Below are 15,675 nucleotides of genomic sequence, written 5' to 3'. Positions count from 1 at the left end.
TCAGCGGCTGCGGGGGTGGAAGGGGTCCGGTTCGACGAGGACGCAGCGCGTCCCGGTGTAGATGGTGGGCATGCAGCGGTTGCAGTGGATGCACAGCGAGTGGGTGGCGCGGCCCGCGGCCCGGTCCGCGGCGAAGCGGTTGATCAGGTCGGGTTCGCGCAGCAGCGCCCGGCCCATCGCGACGAACTCGAAGCCCTCGCCCATGGCGGCTTCGGCGGTCGCGCGGTCGGCGATGCCGCCGAGCAGGATCAGCGGGAGTTTCAGCGCGGCACGGAACTGGCGCGCCGCGGGCAGCAGGAAGGCCTCTTCGTAGGGGTACGCGCGGATGAACCGCTTGCCGACGCGTTCGATGCCGAAGCGCTGGGGCTGCGGGAACGTCGCGGCGAACTGCCGCACGGGGGCGGCGCCGCGGAACAGGTACATGGGGTTCAGCAGGGAACTGCCCGCGGTCAGTTCGAGGGCGTCGACGCTGCCGTCGGCCTCCAGCCACGCGGCGGTGCGCAGGCTCTCGTCGAGCCAGATGCCGCCGGACACACCGTCCTCCATGTTGAGTTTGGCGGTGACGGCGATCGCGTCGCCGACCTCGTCGCGCACCGCGCGGGCCACGCCGCGGGCGACCTTGGCCCGGTTGGCGAGGGTGCCGCCGTACTCGTCCTTGCGCTTGTTGAGTCTCGGGCTGAGGAACGAGCTGGCGAAGTAGTTGTGCCCGAGGTGGATCTCGACCGCGTCGAAGCCCGCCTCGACGGCCGTGCGGGCGGCGCGGGCGTGGGCGCGGGTGACACGGGCGATGTCGTCGCGGGTGGCGGGGCGGGCGAAGCGGAAGGACTGGAGGTTCAGAAAGCGGCTGGGCGCGAGCGCGGGCAGCCCGTTGGAGACCGGGTCGGCGACGGGTCCGGCGTGGCCGATCTGCGCCGAGACCGCGGCGCCCTGCGCGTGCACGGCATCGGTGAGGCGGCGCAGTCCCGGCACCGCTTCGGGCCGCATGTGGATCTGGTCGCGTTCGGTACGTCCCTCGGGGGCGACGGCGCAGTACGCGACGGTCGTCATGCCGACGCCGCCGGCCGCGGGTCGCCGGTGGTACTCGATGAGCTCGTCGCTGACCAGGGCGCCGGGCGTGACACCTTCGAAGGTGGCGGCCTTGATGACCCGGTTGCGCAGGGTGAGCGGGCCGAGGCGGGCGGGGGCGAGGAGGTCGGGAGCGCTTCGCTCGCCGGGGGTCGTGCCGGTGGTGCCGTGATCGGTGGAGTCGGCTGTGCTCATGGCGGTGCAACTCCTCAACTGTCGGGTCACGTCAACTGTGCGGTGCAGCAGGGGCGTTGAGTCCCGCCGCTACGAAAGCGATCACCGTGTCCACCGGCGGGCGGGGGGTGCCGCCGAGCTCCGCGGTGGCCGACTGCGGCTCCCCGTACAGCTGGAGCAGCAGGTCGAAGGTCATGCGCAGGCGGTACGCGGCCTCGGCGCCGGTGAGGTCGGGGCGCGCGGCGCGCAGCAGTTCGCGCCACGAGTGGTACGCGAACCACCGCTCGTCGAAGGGGAGTTCACGGCGGCGCAGCACGACACGGGCGAGCAGGTGCAGCAGCAGCCGTCCGTGCGGCGTGCCGGTGAGCTCGTCGAGGGGCCGCACAAGGACGGCGACGAACTCCTCGACGCGCGGGGCGCTCCCCTCGGCCGCCCGCCGTTCCACCTCCGCGAGCGGTGCGGCCCACAGCGGACCGAGGCGGCTCTGGAGCAGGGCGGCGACCAGGTCCTCCTTGGTGCCGAAGTGGTAGTGGACGGCTGCCGGATTCATGCCCGCCGCCGCGTTCACCGCGCGGACCGAGACCTGCTCGTACCCCCTCGTCAGGAAGAGGTGTTCGGCGGCGTCGAGCAGGGCCGCGCGGGTGGCGTCGGTGGGCATGCGGACAGGACAGCACGGCGCGGCACACTTTTCAATCAGTGATGGAAAACTCGCGCGGAAGCTTCCGAAGACACCGGCACGGAGCGTTTCCGGCGGTCGGCAATGCCGTACACCTCGCCGGAGCTGTTAGACCTCGCGAAGATCGGGGACGCGTCTTTCATGGACATCGGATACACGTTGATGACCGAGCAGGCAGGCCCCCGCGAGCTGGTGGGGCACGCGGTCGGGGCCGAGGAGACGGGCTTCGACTTCTCGGTGACCAGCGACCACTACTTCCCCTGGCTGCGCTCCCAGGGCCACTCCCCGTACGCCTGGAGCGTGCTCGGCGCGGTCGCGCAGGCGACGTCGCGGCTGCCGCTGATGACGTACGTGACCTGCCCGACCTTCCGCTACCACCCGGCCGTGGTGGCGCAGAAGGCCGCCACCCTGCAACTGCTGTCCGAAGGCCGCTTCCGGCTCGGGCTCGGTTCCGGCGAGAACCTCAACGAGCACGTGGTGGGTAGCGGCTGGCCGGCGGTGGATGTGCGGCACGAGATGTTCGAGGAGGCCGTGACCATCATCCGGGCCCTGTTCGAGGGCGGGCACGTCACGCACCACGGCAAGCACTACGACGTCGACTCGGCCCGGCTGTGGGACCTGCCGGAGACGGCCCCGCCGATCGGCGTCGCCGTGTCCGGGGAGCAGTCCTGCGAGCTCGCGGGGCGCCTCGCCGACCTGGTGATCGCCACCGAGCCGAAGGCGGAGCTGCTGTCGGCCTTCGACCGGCACGGCGGCGCGGGCAAACCGCGCATCGGGCAGCTGCCCGTCGCCTACGACCCCGACCGTGGGGCCGCCGTCGCCCGCGCGCACGACCAGTTCCGCTGGTTCGCGGGCGGCTGGAAGGTCAACGCCGAGCTTCCGCACCCGGACTCGTTCGCGGCCGCCACCCAGTTCGTGCGGCCCGAGGACGTCGCGGAGTCGATCCCCTGCGGCGACGACGTGGACGCGTTCGTGGAGGCGGCGCGGCCCTTCGCGGACGCCGGGTTCACGGGGCTCGCCCTGGTGCAGATCGGCGGCGACCACCAGGACGAGTTCCTCCAGTGGTCCGGCAAGACGCTGCTGCCCGCCCTGCGCGACGCCTTCGGGTGAGGCGGCGATGACGGAGCGGACGCCCGCGGCCTCGTCGGCGAGCACGGCGCTCGTCGTGATCGACATGATCAACACGTACGACCACGACGACGCGGAGCTGCTCCTGCCCGCGTCCCGCGAGATCGTCCCGGTGGTGGTCGGCCTGCTGGACCGGGCGCGGAAGGCCGGGGTCCCGGTGATCTACGTCAACGACAACTTCGGCGAATGGCGCTCGCACCACGGCGAACTGGTGGACACGGCGCTGTCGGGCCCGCACGCCGAACTCGTGGAGCCGCTGCGGCCGGACGAGAACTCCCTGTTCGTCGTCAAGGCCCGGCATTCGATCTTCTACGAGACGCCCCTCACGTATCTGCTGTGGGAACTGGGCGTCGACCGTGTGGTGCTGTGCGGGCAGGTCACCGAGCAGTGCGTGCTCTATTCGGCTCTCGACGCGCACATCCGTCATCTGCGGACCACGGTGCCGCACGACGCGGTGGCCGCCATCCATCCGGAGCTGGCGCACGCCGCTTTGGAGATGATGCGGCGGAACATGGGCGCGGAGGTCGTGGCGGCGTCGGAGGTGACGTTCGAGGACGTCGGCTGAGCGGCTTCGCGGTTACCCGTGGACACGGCCCGACCTGCTGTGATCTCATCCGTTGCGGCGGATCGGACACCCTCGACGCCGCTCGACGGGCGATCCCTGTGCGCGGCGCGTGACCGGGCCGCCCCGGTCGGCTCGTGACCTGAGTGTGGCCGGCCCTCGCACGCCGCCCGTTTCAGGTCCGAAGGACGACACACCCCCCATGCAGAAGACCAAGGCCGCGCTCTGGGAGTTCCTCCAGAGCCTCGGCAAGACATTCATGCTCCCCGTGGCGCTGCTCGCGTTCTGCGGCATCATGCTCGGCATCGGCTCCTCGCTGTCCAGCGACGCCGTCACCGGCAATCTGACCTTCCTTCAGGGCCAGGGCTTCCACCTGGTCTTCACGTGGATGGCCAACACCGGACAGGTCGCCTTCGCGTTCCTGCCCGTGCTGTTCGCGATGGCCATTCCGCTCGGGCTCGCCCGTGAGGACAAGGGCGTCGCCGCGTTCTCCGGTTTCGTGGGCTTCGCCGCGATGAACCTCGCCGTGAACTTCTTCCTCACCGCCAAGGGCGTGGACTTCGAGGACGAGAAGGCGATCGCCCACTACGGCATCGCGGAGGTCATCGGCATCCAGTCCATCGATACGGGACTCCTCGGCGCCGTCGCCGTTGGCATCGTTGTCAGCCTGCTTCACCAGCGGTTTCGTACTCAGCGGATGCCGGATGCGCTGGCCTTCTTCGGTGGTCTGCGCTTCGTTCCGATCGTCTCGGCGCTGACCCTGAGCGTGCTCGGTCTGCTCATCCCGCTGGTGTGGCCGACGTTCAACGGCTGGATCACGGACCTGGGCCGCGCGATAGGTCACGCGGGCGTCTTCGGACCGTTCTTCTTCGGGATGGGCGAGGTGCTGCTGCGCCCGGTGGGCCTGCACCACATCCTCGTCGCCATGTTCCGCTTCACCGACGTCGGCGGCTCCGGGGCGGTGTGCGGGGACCATGTCTCCGGCGCCCTGAACATGTTCTACGCCCAGCTCAACTGCTCCCGGCCGCCCACGGCCGCCGTCACCGACGCCACCCACTTCCTCTCCCAGGGCAAGATGGCGGCCTACCTCGGCGGGCTGCCGGGCGCGGCGCTCGCGATCTACCACTGCGCCCGCAGGAACATGCGCCCCGAGATCAAGGCGCTCCTTGTGTCCGGTGTCGTGGCGTGCGTCGTCGGTGGCATCACGGAGCCGCTGGAGTTCCTGTTCCTGTTCATCGCGCCGTGGCTGTACTTCCTCCACGCCGTCCTCGTCGGCCTGGGCTTCCTGGCTGCCGCCGTGCTCGGCGTGTTCATCGGCAACACCGACGGCAATGTCATCGACTGGCTCGTCTTCGGTGTCCTCCAGGGCACGACCACCAAGTGGTACCTGGTGCCGGTGATCGCCGCGGTGTGGTTCGCGGTCTACTACTTCCTGTTCCGCTGGGCCATCGTGCGCTTCGACCTCAAGACGCCGGGCCGCGAGGATCCCGCGGCCGAGGAGGAGCCCGAGGCGGCGGAGGAGTCCGGGGCGGCGGATGCCCGGGACGAGGCTCCGCGTGAGCTGGTCGCCGGGAAGTACGACGCCGTGGCGATTCTCGCGGCGATCGGCGGCGCGGAGAACATCACCTCGCTCGACAACTGCATCACCCGGCTGCGGCTGACGGTCGAGGACGCGGAGCGCGTGGACGAGCCGCGTCTGAAGAAGCTGGGCGCCGTCGGAGTCGTGAAGCTGGACGCGCACACCGTGCAGGTGGTCATCGGCCCGCAGGTGCAGTCCGTGAAGGACGCCATCAGCACGATGATCCCGGTGGGCTGAACCGTGCGACACCCCTCCCCCGCTTACGACTTCGACACCACGGTCGACCGGCACGGCACCTGGTGCACGCAGTGGGACTACGTCGAGGACCGCTTCGGTGTGCCGGACCTGCTGCCGTTCACGATCTCCGACATGGACTTCGAGACGGCGCCTCAGGTCCTCGCCGCGCTGCGTTCCCGGCTCGACCACGGCGTGCTCGGCTACTCGCGCTGGCGCCACGACGACTTCCTGTCCGCGATCGTCGACTGGTACGGCGCCCGGCACGGCACCCCCGTGGATCCGCGGTCGATCGTCTACGGCCCTTCGGTCGTGTACCAGATCGGGCAGTTGCTGCGTCTGTGGTCGCGTCCGGGCGACGGCGTGGTGACGCACACGCCGGCCTACGACGCGTTCCCGAAGACGGTCACCGCGCACGAACGGCGGCTGCTCACCTGCCCGTTGGGCGACTGGAGCGAGCTGGAACGGCTGCTGGCGCTGCCGGACACGTCGGTGCTGCTGCTGTGCTCGCCGCACAATCCGACCGGGCACGCGTGGAGCGCGGCGGAGCTCGACCGGATGGCCGCGCTGTGCGCGCGGCACGGCGTGGCGGTCATCAGCGACGAGATCCACTCGGACCTCGCGCACCCGCCGGCCGTGCACCGGCCGTGGGCCCTGCACGCGGGTCGCGGCACCCGCTGGGCGGTCGTCACCTCCGCGTCGAAGTCGTTCAACATCCCGGCGCTGACGGGGAGTTACGGCATCGTCGGCGATCCGGAGTCCCGCGACGCGTATCTGCGCCGCCTGAAGGAGGCCGACGGCCTGTCGTCCCCGGCGGTGCTCTCGCTGGTCGCCCACATCGCGGCGTACCGGGAGGGCGGCGGCTGGCTGGACGCGCTGGGCGGCTACCTGCGCGGCAACCTCGCCTACGTGGCGGAGCGCCTCGCCCAGGCCTTCCCGGAGCTCGACTGGACGCCGCCGGAGGCCGGTTACCTCGCCTGGATCGACCTGCGCCCCCTCGGCGTGGACGAGGAGGAGCTCCAGCGGGAACTGGTCGAGCGGCAGCGGGTGGCCATCATGCCCGGCACGGCGTACGGGGCGGCCGGGCATGTGCGGCTGAACGTGGGCTGTCCTCGCACGAAGGTCGAGCGCGGGGTCTCGGCGCTCGTCGAAGGCGTCCGGGCCGTGCGCTGACGTCCGGACGAGCCGGGGGCCGGGTTCAGCGCAGGAGCGGGTACCCGAGCCACGCGAGGAGGAACAGCACCACGAACCCTGTCATGATCGCGGTGCCGTTCCCCGGCTCCGTCGAGCGTTCCCGCTCGAACTCCTTCTCCTTGAGGAAGGCCTTCGCGTCGGCGTCGGTGCGGGTGCGCACCCAGTGGCCGTTCTGGCCGGGATTCAGCATCCCCGGGCACCTCCCTGTCGTCGCCTGACCCCCTCCTAACCGATCGGGGCCCGGACAAACGTGCGCCCACCGCGAGGCGTTGGGGTCAGGCCCCCGCGCCGCGCAGTTCGGCGAGTGCCGCCGCGGTCAGCCGGCGCGGCGCGGCGTCCTCGGAGGTGTCCACGAGGACGACCGCGCAGGCGCAGGCATGGGTGAGCGCCGTCGTGAAGCTGCCGTCGGCGAACTGGGCGAGCGGGCCGCGCGGCGAGTGCCCGACGGCCACGACGCGGGCGCCGACGTCCGCGGCGTGCCGGGCGAGCGCGCGGCCCGCGGCGGCGTGGTCCCCGACGCTGCCGAGGACCTGCCCGGTGGCGCTGACGCCCTGCCCGGCGAGCCGGTCGAGGTGGGCGGTGACGGCGGCGCGGGCCTGGGCCAAGTCCTCGGTTTCGGCGGCCTGTTCGTCGACCACGGCGGTCCGCTGGACGTGCACGACCTCCAGCGGGCTGCCGGTGTCGCGGGCGAGGCGGGCGGCGGCGTCGACGATGGCGGGTGCCCGGTCGTGGTCGCCGACGGCCACGACGACGCGCGGTGCGGCGCTCCGGGGTGCGGCGCCGACCCGGGTGAACGACGGCCGCACCGGCTCCTCCTGGCCGGTGCCCGCCTCGGCCCGGCGCAGCAGCCGGTGTCCGCCGGCCAGGACCGGGATGGCGAGGAGGAAGGTGGCGGCGCCGAGGTAGAAGGGCACGCCGAGGTCGGTGGCGTCGGCCAGCCTGCCCGCCACGTACGGCGCGAGGCCGCCGCCGATGAACCGCAGGAACCCGTACGCGGAGGAGGCGACGGGGCGTTCCACCGGCGAGACCAGCATGACGGCCTGTGTGGTGAGCGTGTTGTTGATGCCGATGAAGGCGCCGCTGACGACGACCGCGACGATCACCACGGTCGGCGTCGAGACACCGGCGGCGATGACCGCCATCACGACGCCGAGGCAGAACAGGTTCGCGTACAGGACGGCCGCGGTGCCGAAGCGGGCCTGGAGGCGAGGGGCGAAGAACACGCTGAACAGGGCGACGAGGAGGCCCCAGCCGGTGAAGACGAGGCCGAGTTCGTGGGCGTCGAGCTCCATGGGGTACGGGGCGTAGCCGAGCATGGTGAAGAAGCCCCAGTTGTACAGCAGCGCCATGATGCCCATGGTCAGCAGGCCGCGGTGGCGCAGCGCCCTGAGCGGCGCCAGCGGTGACGTGACCTTCCTGGGGCTGGGCAGATCGGGGACGAAGACGATCGTGGCGACGAGCGCGATCGCCATCAGGGCGGCGACGCCGAAGAACGGCCCGCGCCAGCTGATCGCCCCCAACTCGCCGCCCAGCAGCGGCCCGACGGCGATGCCGAGGCCGAGCGCGGTCTCGTACAGGATGATCGCGCCGCCGAATCCGCCGCTGGCCGAGGCGACGATGACGGCGAGGGAGGTGGCGATGAAGAGTGCGTTGCCCAGTCCCCAGCCGGCCCGGAAGCCGACGATGCCGTTGATGGAGTCGGTGGCCCCGGCGAGCGCCGAGAAGACGACGATGACGGACAGGCCGGTGACGAGGGTGCGCTTGGCGCCGAAGCGGCTGGAGAACCAGCCGACGACGAGCATGGCGACCGCCGTCACGATGAGGTAGCTGCTGAACAGCAGGGACACCTGGCTGGGCGTGGCGTGCAGGCTGTCGGCGAGGGCGGGCAGGATCGGGTCGACGAGACCGATGCCCATGAAGGAGATGACGCAGGCGAACGCGACGGCCCAGACGGCCCTGGGCTGCTTGAAGGGGCTCGTGGTCTTCGAATCCCGCTGATGCATGCAGCCATCATGTATTTACGTGTACACGGAAACAAGATGCCTGCGGGCGCCACTCCTTGCGAGGAGTGGCGCCCGCACGGCGTCGCCTTTAGGCGGCCCGCTTCGGCAGTTTCCAGTTCGGCCGCGGGAAGTGGCAGGTGTAGCCGTCCGGGTAGCGCTCCAGGTAGTCCTGGTGCTCCGGCTCCGCCTCCCAGAAGTCGCCCACCGGCTCGACCTCGGTCACGACCTTGCCGGGCCACAGCCCGCTCGCGTCGACGTCCGCGATGGTGTCGAGCGCGACCTGGCGCTGCGCGTCGTCCGCGTAGTAGATCGCGGAGCGGTAGCTGCGCCCCAGGTCGTTGCCCTGGCGGTCCTTCGTGGTCGGGTCGTGGACCTGGAAGAAGAACTCCAGCAGATCCCGGTAGCCGATCACCGAGGGGTCGTACACGATCTCGATGGCCTCGGCGTGGTCGCCGTGGTTGCGGTACGTCGCGTTCGGCGTGTCACCACCGGAGTAGCCCACGCGCGTCGACAGCACGCCCGGCAGCTTGCGGATCAGGTCCTGCATGCCCCAGAAACAGCCACCCGCCAGCACGGCCTTCTCGGTTACCTCCGACATACGTCACTCCCTGCGCTACATGACACGACGAGCAGTTCCACCGGGTACAACACACCGGGGCCCATGGATCTTCCAGCTTAGGCCGATCCCTGCAAGCGAAGCTGTGGACCCCCATAAGGCAGCCTTATGTGCCCATAGAACGGACCCGCCTACTTTCTAAGGCTTGCCTTACTTTAGGCTTCCCTTCAAGCACTCGTGGCCCAACCTGCAGTGACGGACCACGGGAACCACTCGAAGGGAACCTGAACCATGCCTCGCCCCCTGAGGGTCGCCATCGTCGGGGCCGGCCCCGCCGGTATCTACGCCGCCGACGCCTTGCTGAAGTCCGAAGCGGCCTCCGAGCCGGGGGTGTCGATCGACCTCTTCGAGCGCATGCCGGCCCCGTTCGGCCTGATCCGGTACGGCGTCGCGCCGGACCACCCGCGCATCAAGGGCATCGTGAAGGCCCTTCACCAGGTTCTCGACAAGCCGCAGATCCGCCTCTTCGGCAACGTCGACTACCCGGGCGACATCGACCTCGACGACCTGCACGCCTTCTACGACGCCGTGGTCTTCTCCACCGGCGCCACGGCGGACCGGGCGCTCGACATCCCGGGCATCGAGCTGGAGGGCTCCTACGGCGCCGCCGACTTCGTCTCCTGGTACGACGGCCACCCCGACGTTCCGCGCACCTGGCCGCTGGAGGCCGAGAAGGTCGCGGTGCTCGGCGTCGGCAACGTGGCGCTCGACGTCGCGCGCGTGCTGGCGAAGACCGCGGACGAGCTGCTGCCGACGGAGATCCCGGCCAATGTCTACGAGGGCCTGAAGGCGAACAAGGCACTCGAGGTCCACGTCTTCGGCCGCCGCGGCCCCGCGCAGGCCAAGTTCAGCCCCATGGAGCTGCGCGAGCTCGACCACTCGCCGTCCATCGAGGTCATCGTCAACCCCGAGGACATCGACTACGACGAGGGCTCGATCGCCGCCCGCCGCAGCGAGAAGCAGACCGACATGGTCGCCAAGACGCTGGAGAACTGGGCGATCCGCGACCAGGGCGACCGCCCGCACAAGCTGTTCCTGCACTTCTTCGAGTCGCCGACCGAGATCCTCGGCGAGGACGGCCGCGTCGTCGGCCTGCGCACCGAGCGCACCGAGCTGGACGGCACCGGCAACGTCAAGGGCACCGGACAGTTCACGGACTGGGACCTCGGCGCGGTCTACCGCGCGGTGGGCTACCTCTCCGACGAGCTGCCCAAGCTGCCCTGGGACGTCAAGTCCGGCACCGTCCCGGACGAGGGCGGCCGGGTCATCCAGGAGAGCGGCGAGCACCTTCAGTCCACGTACGTCACCGGGTGGATCCGGCGCGGTCCGGTGGGCCTCATCGGGCACACCAAGGGCGACGCCAACGAGACGGTCTCGAACCTGCTCGCCGACCACGCCGAGGGCCGTCTGCACACGCCGGTGCAGCCCGCGCCGGAGGCCGTCGAGGAGTTCCTCGTCGAGCGCGGCGTCCGGTTCACGACGTGGGACGGCTGGTACAAGCTCGACGCCGCCGAGAAGGCGCTGGGCGAGCCGCACGGCCGTGAGCGCGTCAAGATCGTCGAGCGCGACGCGATGCTCGACGCCAGCGAGGCGTGATCCGGCGGGGCGACCGGCCTGAGGCGCGGCCGGCCGCCCCGCTCCGCCTCCGCGAGGTGTCTGCCCGCGCGTACGGGGCGGCGCCGCGCAGGGGATAAAGTGGCGGCAGGTAGATGTAAACCCCACTCACCTTGCCCGCAGCGGAGACGCCTTGCCCCAGATCACCGTCGACTACTCGCCCCGGCTCGGCGACACCCTGGACCGGGCCGCCCTCGCCACCGCGCTGCACGCCCTCGTGGTGGAGGGCTCCGGGTCGCACGGCACCTGCAAGACGTTCTTCCGCGCCGCCACCGAGACGTACGTCGTGGGCGGCGAGCACGAGGACGTGCCGGTCGTGCACGTCGAGGTGGCGCTGCTGCCGGGGCGCAGCGAGCGCACCATGCACCGGCTCTCGCAGCGCATCCTGGCGCTGCTGATCGAGCGGGTGGGCGACGACGGGGTGGTGTGCTCGGTCGAGGTGCGGCCCCTGGCGGCGTACAGCCTGCATCCGACGCGGCGCGCGTGCGCCGCGACGACGGGGTCCTGCGGCCGGCCCGCGGCGCCGTCCTCGCTCAGCCGGTCCGCTCCTTCAGGCGGGCCACGTTGGCGCGTACGTCACCGCGGGTGAGGTCGCTGCCGATACTGACGGAGAACGCCCCCGCGGCGAGCCACGCGTCGGCGTCGTCCACGCTCACGCCGCCGGTCGCCATGATGCGCGCGCCGGGCAGCACCGAGAGCACCGACTTCAGGTAGGCGATACCGCCGACGTGGGCGGGGAACAGCTTCGCCACGCCCCCCCGGCCGCGGAACTCGAAGGCGGTGAGACCGCAGTCCACGAGGGTGCGGGCGACGGCGTCGGCGGTGTCCGCGTCGGCCTCGCGGACGGTCGGGGTGACGCGCGCGGCGCGCAGCGCGTCGATGACGTCGGCGTACAGGGTGGGCTCCGGTGGGGTGGTGGCGGTGTCGGTCATGCGGGGGCCGCGATCTCGGCGAGGGCGTCCAGGGTCGACTCGGCGTCGGCTCCGCTGGCGCGCAGCACGATGGCGTCGCCGCAGCGGATGTTGAGCGTCATGAGGGACAGGACGCTGCGGGCGGGGACCTCGTGGCCGTCGTCGCGGGAGACGGTCACCTCGGCGCTGCTGCGGGCGGCGGTCTGGGCGAAGGCGGCGGGGCGGGTGTGCATGCCGGCCTCCTTGATGGCGTACGCCGTTGTGTCGAAGGCAGAGAGGCACGCGGGGCGGCGACCGGTTGCGGCCGGGGACGGGGACCACACGAAGGGCGCAGTCCTCGGACGGTCACGCCCTCACGCCGCCCTCCCCGAGCCGGGTTCCCCCTTCAGCATCAGCTCCAACTCCCGGTCCATCGCGCCCTGATCGGCCTCCGCGCCGAACGGCACGAGGGCGTGGCTGCGCTCCAGATAGGTGAGCAGCGCCCGGTGTCCCATCACGAAGCGGGCCGACTCGCCCGCCCGCGCGCCGCGCACCTCTATCTCCACGGCGAGCGGCTCGCCCACCTGCGCCACGGGCCGCACGGTGACATCACCGATGCCCGCCGCCCCGGACAGCCCCGCGGAGAGCAGGTCCCGGGACAGTGCCCAACTCCCGCCGCGCGCACCGGACTCGGCCACCCGGAAATGGACGACCAGCGGGTCGTCCGCGGTGTAGCGCAACCGGATCTCGCACAGGAAACTCACGCCGTCCGGGTAGGCGAGGACTCCCGTCGCGAGCGCCTCCAGGCTCCCGTACCCGTGTCTTTCGTCAGGGCCCACCCCGACCCACCCCATCACTGCTGCCGTCGGACCGTGCTGTCGTGTCACCTTCGAACAAAGGCGACATGACCACCTTAGGCAATGGGGCATACATCATCTGGCATATGCGCGCACAGCACGACAGCCTTCACCGTCAGTTCGAAACGGTTCGAAACGGGCCCCCGGCACCGAAGAGACGTTCGAACCAGCGCGCTCCCCCGACGCCGGTCAGACGTCGTCCTCCGCACCGGGCAGGTGGGTGTCACCGTCCGACCAGTGGTTGATCCAGCCGCAGGCACCGCACGCGTAGCGGCCGTTGATTCCCGCCACCACGGTTCCGCAGCCACCGCACTGCTTCTCGGTGACCTGCTGTCCGGAGAGGAAGGCGGCGGCGGCCACCGCCGTCTCCACGTTCTGGTCATGCGACACGTCCATGAGGGCGCCCCTACCCAGCCGCCGCCGACTCAACATCCCTGGGGCACTTTCTGTTCGAGCGTGCGTCGTTCGATATACCTGAGCAGCACACACATGCAGCACTCCTGGAGGCCAGCCATGTCCGCGTCCGCCCGCATCCAAGTCGGCTCCGTCGTCGAGGACTTCACCCTGCCCGACGAGACGGGGACGCCCACGGCGCTGTCCGCGCTGCTCTCCGAGGGCCCGGTGGTGCTCTTCTTCTACCCGGCCGCGCTGACCCCCGGCTGCACCGCCGAGGCCTGCCACTTCCGGGACCTGGCGGCGGAGTTCGCCGAGGTCGGCGCGCGCCCGGTGGGGATCAGCTCCGACGCCGTGGAGCGGCAGCGGGAGTTCACGCAGCGGCACACGCTCGGGTTCACGCTGCTGTCGGACCCGGAGGGCGAGGTGCGCGGCCGGTTCGGGGTGGCGCGCGGATTCGGCCCGCTGCCGACCAAGCGCGCCACGTTCGTGATCGGCACCGACCGGCGCGTACTCGAAGTGGTCCGCAGCGAGTTCAGGATGAGCGCGCACGCGGACAAGGCGCTGGAGGCGCTGCGCTCGGCCGCGGGCTGAGCGCAGCGCCCCTCACCGCCGTCCGCGCACCAGCAGGTACACGAAGTACGGCGTGCCGACGACGGCCGTCATCAGTCCCGCGCCCAGCTGGGCCGGGGCGATCACCGTGCGGCCCAACAGGTCCGCGACGCAGACGAGGGCCGCGCCGAGCAGCATCGCGACGGGGACGACGCGCACGTGCTTGCGCCCCACCAGGGCGCGGGCCGCGTGCGGCGCCACCAGTCCGACGAAGCCGATCGTGCCCGCGGCGGCGACGGCCGTGGCGCTGAGCAGCACGCTCAGCACCAGGAAGCCGAGGCGGCCGCGCGCGAGGTCCATGCCGAGCAGCCGGGGCGTGTCCGCGTCGAGGGAGACGAGGTCGAGCTCCTTGCGCCGGACGATCGCGACGACCGTGCCGATCACCAGGACGGCGGCGACGGGCAGCGCGTCGGTGAACGAGCGCCCGTACGTCGAACCCGACAGCCAGATCAGCGCCTTGGTGGCGCTGAACCGGTCCGTGAGCACGATCAGGAGGCTGATCAGAGCCGCCGTTCCCGACGCCGTGCCGATGCCGACGAGGACGAGGCGGCTCTGCTGGAACCCGCCCTTGGCGGAGAGCCCGAACACGACGGCGGCGGTGACGCCCGCGCCCGCGAAGGCCGCCGCGGCGATGGTCCACGACCCCGCGCCGGGCACCGTGGTGACCAGCAGGACGGCGCCGAGCGCCGCGCCACCGGACACGCCGAGGACGCCGGGTTCGGCGAGCGGGTTGCGGGTCACGGACTGCACGAGGGTGCCGGACAGGGCGAGCGCCGCGCCCGCGCACAACGCCGCGACGACGCGCGGCACGCGGGTGTCGAGGACGAAGGTGATGGCCTGACCGGCCTGTCCGCCGGCCCAGTTGACGACGTCGCCGAGCAGCAGCGCGCTGTCGCCGAGCAGGACGCCCGCGATGGTCACGCCGACCAGCACGGCCGCCAGCACCGCGACGGTGACCGCGAAGACCTTGCGGCTCGGGATGCGCATCCGGTCCGGTGGCGCGGCGGCGTCCCCGTCGCGCATCCGCAGCGCCATCACCACGAGGAACACCGCGCCGACGACGCTGGTGATCACGCCGGTGGGCACGGTCGCCGCGACCTGCGCGGAGGTGACGGCCCGCAGCAGCACGTCGGAGCCGAGCACGAGCGCGGCGCCGACGAGACCGGCGGCGGGGATCCGCACCCGGTGCCGTACGAGGGAGCGCACCCGGCGGGCGAGCGGCCTGATCAGCGCCGGGGCGCACAGTCCGACGAAGCCGATCGGTCCGGCCAGGGTGACCGCGGCCGCCGAGAGCAGCGCCGCGAGCACGACCGCGGTGACCCGTGTGCCGCGCACCGGGATGCCGAGGCCGCGCGCCGCGTCGTCGCCGAGGGCGAGCGCGTCGACGCGGCGGGCGAGCAGCACCAGACCGGCGAGCGCGGCGAGCACGAACGGCGCCATGCGGACGACGCCCGCGAACCCGTTCTGGCCGATGCTGCCCTGGCCCCACTGGTAGAGGCCGTCGGTCTGTTCGGGGAAGAGGAGCAGCAGCGCCTCGGTGAGGGCGTTGAGGCCGAGGGCGAGGGCGCTGCCCGCGAGGACCAGGCGGACCGTGGTGGCGGCGCCTCCGGCGACGGCGAGCACGACGGCGGCCGCCGCGAGTCCGCCGACGAACGCGACCGCGGAGGACGCGAACACCGACGTCGCCGCGCCGCTGGCCGTGAACACGCCGAGCGCGAGGTAGGAACCGGCGTTGACGGCGAGGGTGTCGGGCGAGGCGAGCACATTGCGGCTGACCGCCTGGAGCACGGCGCCCGCGGCGCCGAGCGCGACGCCGACGAGCAGTCCGGCCACCATGCGGGGCAGCCGGGAGGCGACGACCACGGAGGCGTCGCCCGGTTCGGCCTGCCCGGTGAGGGCCTGCCACACCTGGCGGGCGCCGACGTCCGCGGTGCCGTAGGTGATGTCGACGACCGCGAGCACGGCGACGAGCAGCACGAGTCCGGCCGTCACCGCCACGGCCCCCGACGGGGACGCGGCGGTGGGCCGCGGCGCGGGCCCGGCGGTGCGGGGCGGCGGAGGGGCGGTGACGGCCACGG

Annotated in this window: 17 protein-coding genes; 7 read left to right on the top strand and 10 right to left on the bottom strand. The window is 71.8% G+C overall.

Annotation, left to right across the window (positions count from 1 at the left end; translation table 11 throughout):
* On the bottom strand, positions 1 to 1,260 hold the full coding sequence (locus tag ACYBSK_RS18565) for an NADH:flavin oxidoreductase (RefSeq protein WP_460246900.1): 1,260 nt from the start codon (positions 1,258 to 1,260) through the stop codon (positions 1 to 3).
* Positions 1,261 to 1,291: 31 nt separating this feature from the next.
* Positions 1,292 to 1,897 carry a TetR/AcrR family transcriptional regulator gene (locus ACYBSK_RS18560; protein WP_457478247.1) on the bottom strand — a complete coding sequence of 202 codons (606 nt, stop codon included), beginning with the start codon at positions 1,895 to 1,897 and terminating at the stop codon, positions 1,292 to 1,294.
* Between the two features lie 159 nt (positions 1,898 to 2,056).
* On the opposite strand from ACYBSK_RS18560, the gene ACYBSK_RS18555 reads away from it, so the two are divergent.
* The 4 genes from ACYBSK_RS18555 to ACYBSK_RS18540 all read left to right on the top strand — a co-directional run bounded on the left by ACYBSK_RS18555 (position 2,057) and on the right by ACYBSK_RS18540 (position 6,591).
* Positions 2,057 to 3,025 (top strand): LLM class F420-dependent oxidoreductase, encoded by a 969-nt coding sequence (locus tag ACYBSK_RS18555; protein WP_460246899.1) that lies wholly within the window; start codon positions 2,057 to 2,059, stop codon positions 3,023 to 3,025.
* Between the two features lie 7 nt (positions 3,026 to 3,032).
* Positions 3,033 to 3,608: a cysteine hydrolase family protein gene (locus ACYBSK_RS18550; RefSeq protein ID WP_457478245.1), complete on the top strand. Its 576-nt coding sequence runs from the start codon at positions 3,033 to 3,035 to the stop codon at positions 3,606 to 3,608.
* 199 nt (positions 3,609 to 3,807) lie between these two features.
* Positions 3,808 to 5,421: a maltose/glucose-specific PTS transporter subunit IIBC gene (gene malX / locus ACYBSK_RS18545; protein ID WP_460246898.1), complete on the top strand. Its 1,614-nt coding sequence runs from the start codon at positions 3,808 to 3,810 to the stop codon at positions 5,419 to 5,421.
* Between the two features lie 3 nt (positions 5,422 to 5,424).
* Positions 5,425 to 6,591 carry a MalY/PatB family protein gene (locus ACYBSK_RS18540; protein ID WP_460246897.1) on the top strand — a complete coding sequence of 389 codons (1,167 nt, stop codon included), beginning with the start codon at positions 5,425 to 5,427 and terminating at the stop codon, positions 6,589 to 6,591.
* 25 nt (positions 6,592 to 6,616) lie between these two features.
* Here ACYBSK_RS18540 and ACYBSK_RS18535 read toward each other — a convergent pair whose 3' ends face one another.
* The 3 genes from ACYBSK_RS18535 to msrA all read right to left on the bottom strand — a co-directional run bounded on the left by ACYBSK_RS18535 (position 6,617) and on the right by msrA (position 9,213).
* Positions 6,617 to 6,802, bottom strand: coding sequence for a hypothetical protein (locus tag ACYBSK_RS18535; protein WP_460246896.1), 186 nt, complete (start codon positions 6,800 to 6,802; stop codon positions 6,617 to 6,619).
* A gap of 85 nt (positions 6,803 to 6,887) precedes the next feature.
* Positions 6,888 to 8,615: an MFS transporter gene (locus ACYBSK_RS18530; RefSeq protein WP_460246895.1), complete on the bottom strand. Its 1,728-nt coding sequence runs from the start codon at positions 8,613 to 8,615 to the stop codon at positions 6,888 to 6,890.
* Positions 8,616 to 8,703: 88 nt separating this feature from the next.
* Entirely contained in the window at positions 8,704 to 9,213 is a 510-nt protein-coding gene (msrA, locus tag ACYBSK_RS18525; RefSeq protein WP_460246894.1) for a peptide-methionine (S)-S-oxide reductase MsrA, read from the bottom strand.
* 249 nt (positions 9,214 to 9,462) lie between these two features.
* On the opposite strand from msrA, the gene ACYBSK_RS18520 reads away from it, so the two are divergent.
* Together ACYBSK_RS18520 and ACYBSK_RS18515 are read left to right on the top strand one after the other, a co-directional pair.
* Positions 9,463 to 10,827, top strand: coding sequence for an FAD-dependent oxidoreductase (locus ACYBSK_RS18520; RefSeq protein ID WP_457478239.1), 1,365 nt, complete (start codon positions 9,463 to 9,465; stop codon positions 10,825 to 10,827).
* A gap of 151 nt (positions 10,828 to 10,978) precedes the next feature.
* A complete protein-coding gene (locus ACYBSK_RS18515; protein ID WP_460246893.1) occupies positions 10,979 to 11,434 on the top strand; it encodes a 5-carboxymethyl-2-hydroxymuconate Delta-isomerase in 456 nt (151 codons plus the stop codon).
* Here ACYBSK_RS18515 and ACYBSK_RS18510 read toward each other — a convergent pair.
* The 4 genes from ACYBSK_RS18510 to ACYBSK_RS18495 form a co-directional block, all read right to left on the bottom strand.
* Positions 11,379 to 11,777 carry a hypothetical protein gene (locus tag ACYBSK_RS18510; protein WP_460246892.1) on the bottom strand — a complete coding sequence of 133 codons (399 nt, stop codon included), beginning with the start codon at positions 11,775 to 11,777 and terminating at the stop codon, positions 11,379 to 11,381. The two genes, ACYBSK_RS18515 and ACYBSK_RS18510, sit on opposite strands and share 56 nt — an antisense overlap.
* On the bottom strand, positions 11,774 to 11,989 hold the full coding sequence (locus ACYBSK_RS18505) for an HPr family phosphocarrier protein (RefSeq protein ID WP_460246891.1): 216 nt from the start codon (positions 11,987 to 11,989) through the stop codon (positions 11,774 to 11,776). The genes ACYBSK_RS18510 and ACYBSK_RS18505 overlap by 4 nt, the downstream gene beginning before the upstream one ends.
* Positions 11,990 to 12,109: 120 nt before the next feature.
* The gene (locus ACYBSK_RS18500; RefSeq protein WP_460246890.1) at positions 12,110 to 12,574 is read right to left on the bottom strand and encodes an SsgA family sporulation/cell division regulator; all 465 of its coding nucleotides are present in this window, start codon (positions 12,572 to 12,574) and stop codon (positions 12,110 to 12,112) included.
* Positions 12,575 to 12,781: 207 nt separating this feature from the next.
* Positions 12,782 to 12,988, bottom strand: coding sequence for a hypothetical protein (locus tag ACYBSK_RS18495; protein ID WP_306321985.1), 207 nt, complete (start codon positions 12,986 to 12,988; stop codon positions 12,782 to 12,784).
* Positions 12,989 to 13,105: 117 nt separating this feature from the next.
* Between ACYBSK_RS18495 and ACYBSK_RS18490 the strand changes: the two genes are divergently transcribed.
* Positions 13,106 to 13,579 (top strand): peroxiredoxin, encoded by a 474-nt coding sequence (locus ACYBSK_RS18490; protein WP_457478233.1) that lies wholly within the window; start codon positions 13,106 to 13,108, stop codon positions 13,577 to 13,579.
* Positions 13,580 to 13,591: 12 nt separating this feature from the next.
* Here ACYBSK_RS18490 and ACYBSK_RS18485 read toward each other — a convergent pair whose 3' ends face one another.
* A complete protein-coding gene (locus ACYBSK_RS18485; protein ID WP_460246889.1) occupies positions 13,592 to 15,673 on the bottom strand; it encodes an iron ABC transporter permease in 2,082 nt (693 codons plus the stop codon).
* Positions 15,674 to 15,675: the final 2 nt, after the last annotated feature.

Source organism: Streptomyces sp. BYX5S (assembly GCF_054724165.1).
The sequence above is the reverse complement of the archived record's forward strand: the minus strand, read 5'-3'. Positions and strand labels throughout refer to the sequence as shown.

What these genes read in the sequence shown, in the direction of transcription:
- ACYBSK_RS18565 (WP_460246900.1), bottom strand. Translation starts at nt 1,260, where the DNA reads ATGAGCACAGCCGACTCCACCGATCACGGCACCACCGGCACGACCCCC.
- ACYBSK_RS18560 (WP_457478247.1), bottom strand. Translation starts at nt 1,897, where the DNA reads ATGCCCACCGACGCCACCCGCGCGGCCCTGCTCGACGCCGCCGAACAC.
- ACYBSK_RS18555 (WP_460246899.1), top strand. Translation starts at nt 2,057, where the DNA reads ATGGACATCGGATACACGTTGATGACCGAGCAGGCAGGCCCCCGCGAG.
- ACYBSK_RS18550 (WP_457478245.1), top strand. Translation starts at nt 3,033, where the DNA reads ATGACGGAGCGGACGCCCGCGGCCTCGTCGGCGAGCACGGCGCTCGTC.
- malX (WP_460246898.1), top strand. Translation starts at nt 3,808, where the DNA reads ATGCAGAAGACCAAGGCCGCGCTCTGGGAGTTCCTCCAGAGCCTCGGC.
- ACYBSK_RS18535 (WP_460246896.1), bottom strand. Translation starts at nt 6,802, where the DNA reads ATGCTGAATCCCGGCCAGAACGGCCACTGGGTGCGCACCCGCACCGAC.
- ACYBSK_RS18530 (WP_460246895.1), bottom strand. Translation starts at nt 8,615, where the DNA reads ATGCATCAGCGGGATTCGAAGACCACGAGCCCCTTCAAGCAGCCCAGG.
- msrA (WP_460246894.1), bottom strand. Translation starts at nt 9,213, where the DNA reads ATGTCGGAGGTAACCGAGAAGGCCGTGCTGGCGGGTGGCTGTTTCTGG.
- ACYBSK_RS18520 (WP_457478239.1), top strand. Translation starts at nt 9,463, where the DNA reads ATGCCTCGCCCCCTGAGGGTCGCCATCGTCGGGGCCGGCCCCGCCGGT.
- ACYBSK_RS18510 (WP_460246892.1), bottom strand. Translation starts at nt 11,777, where the DNA reads ATGACCGACACCGCCACCACCCCACCGGAGCCCACCCTGTACGCCGAC.
- ACYBSK_RS18505 (WP_460246891.1), bottom strand. Translation starts at nt 11,989, where the DNA reads ATGCACACCCGCCCCGCCGCCTTCGCCCAGACCGCCGCCCGCAGCAGC.
- ACYBSK_RS18495 (WP_306321985.1), bottom strand. Translation starts at nt 12,988, where the DNA reads ATGGACGTGTCGCATGACCAGAACGTGGAGACGGCGGTGGCCGCCGCC.
- ACYBSK_RS18490 (WP_457478233.1), top strand. Translation starts at nt 13,106, where the DNA reads ATGTCCGCGTCCGCCCGCATCCAAGTCGGCTCCGTCGTCGAGGACTTC.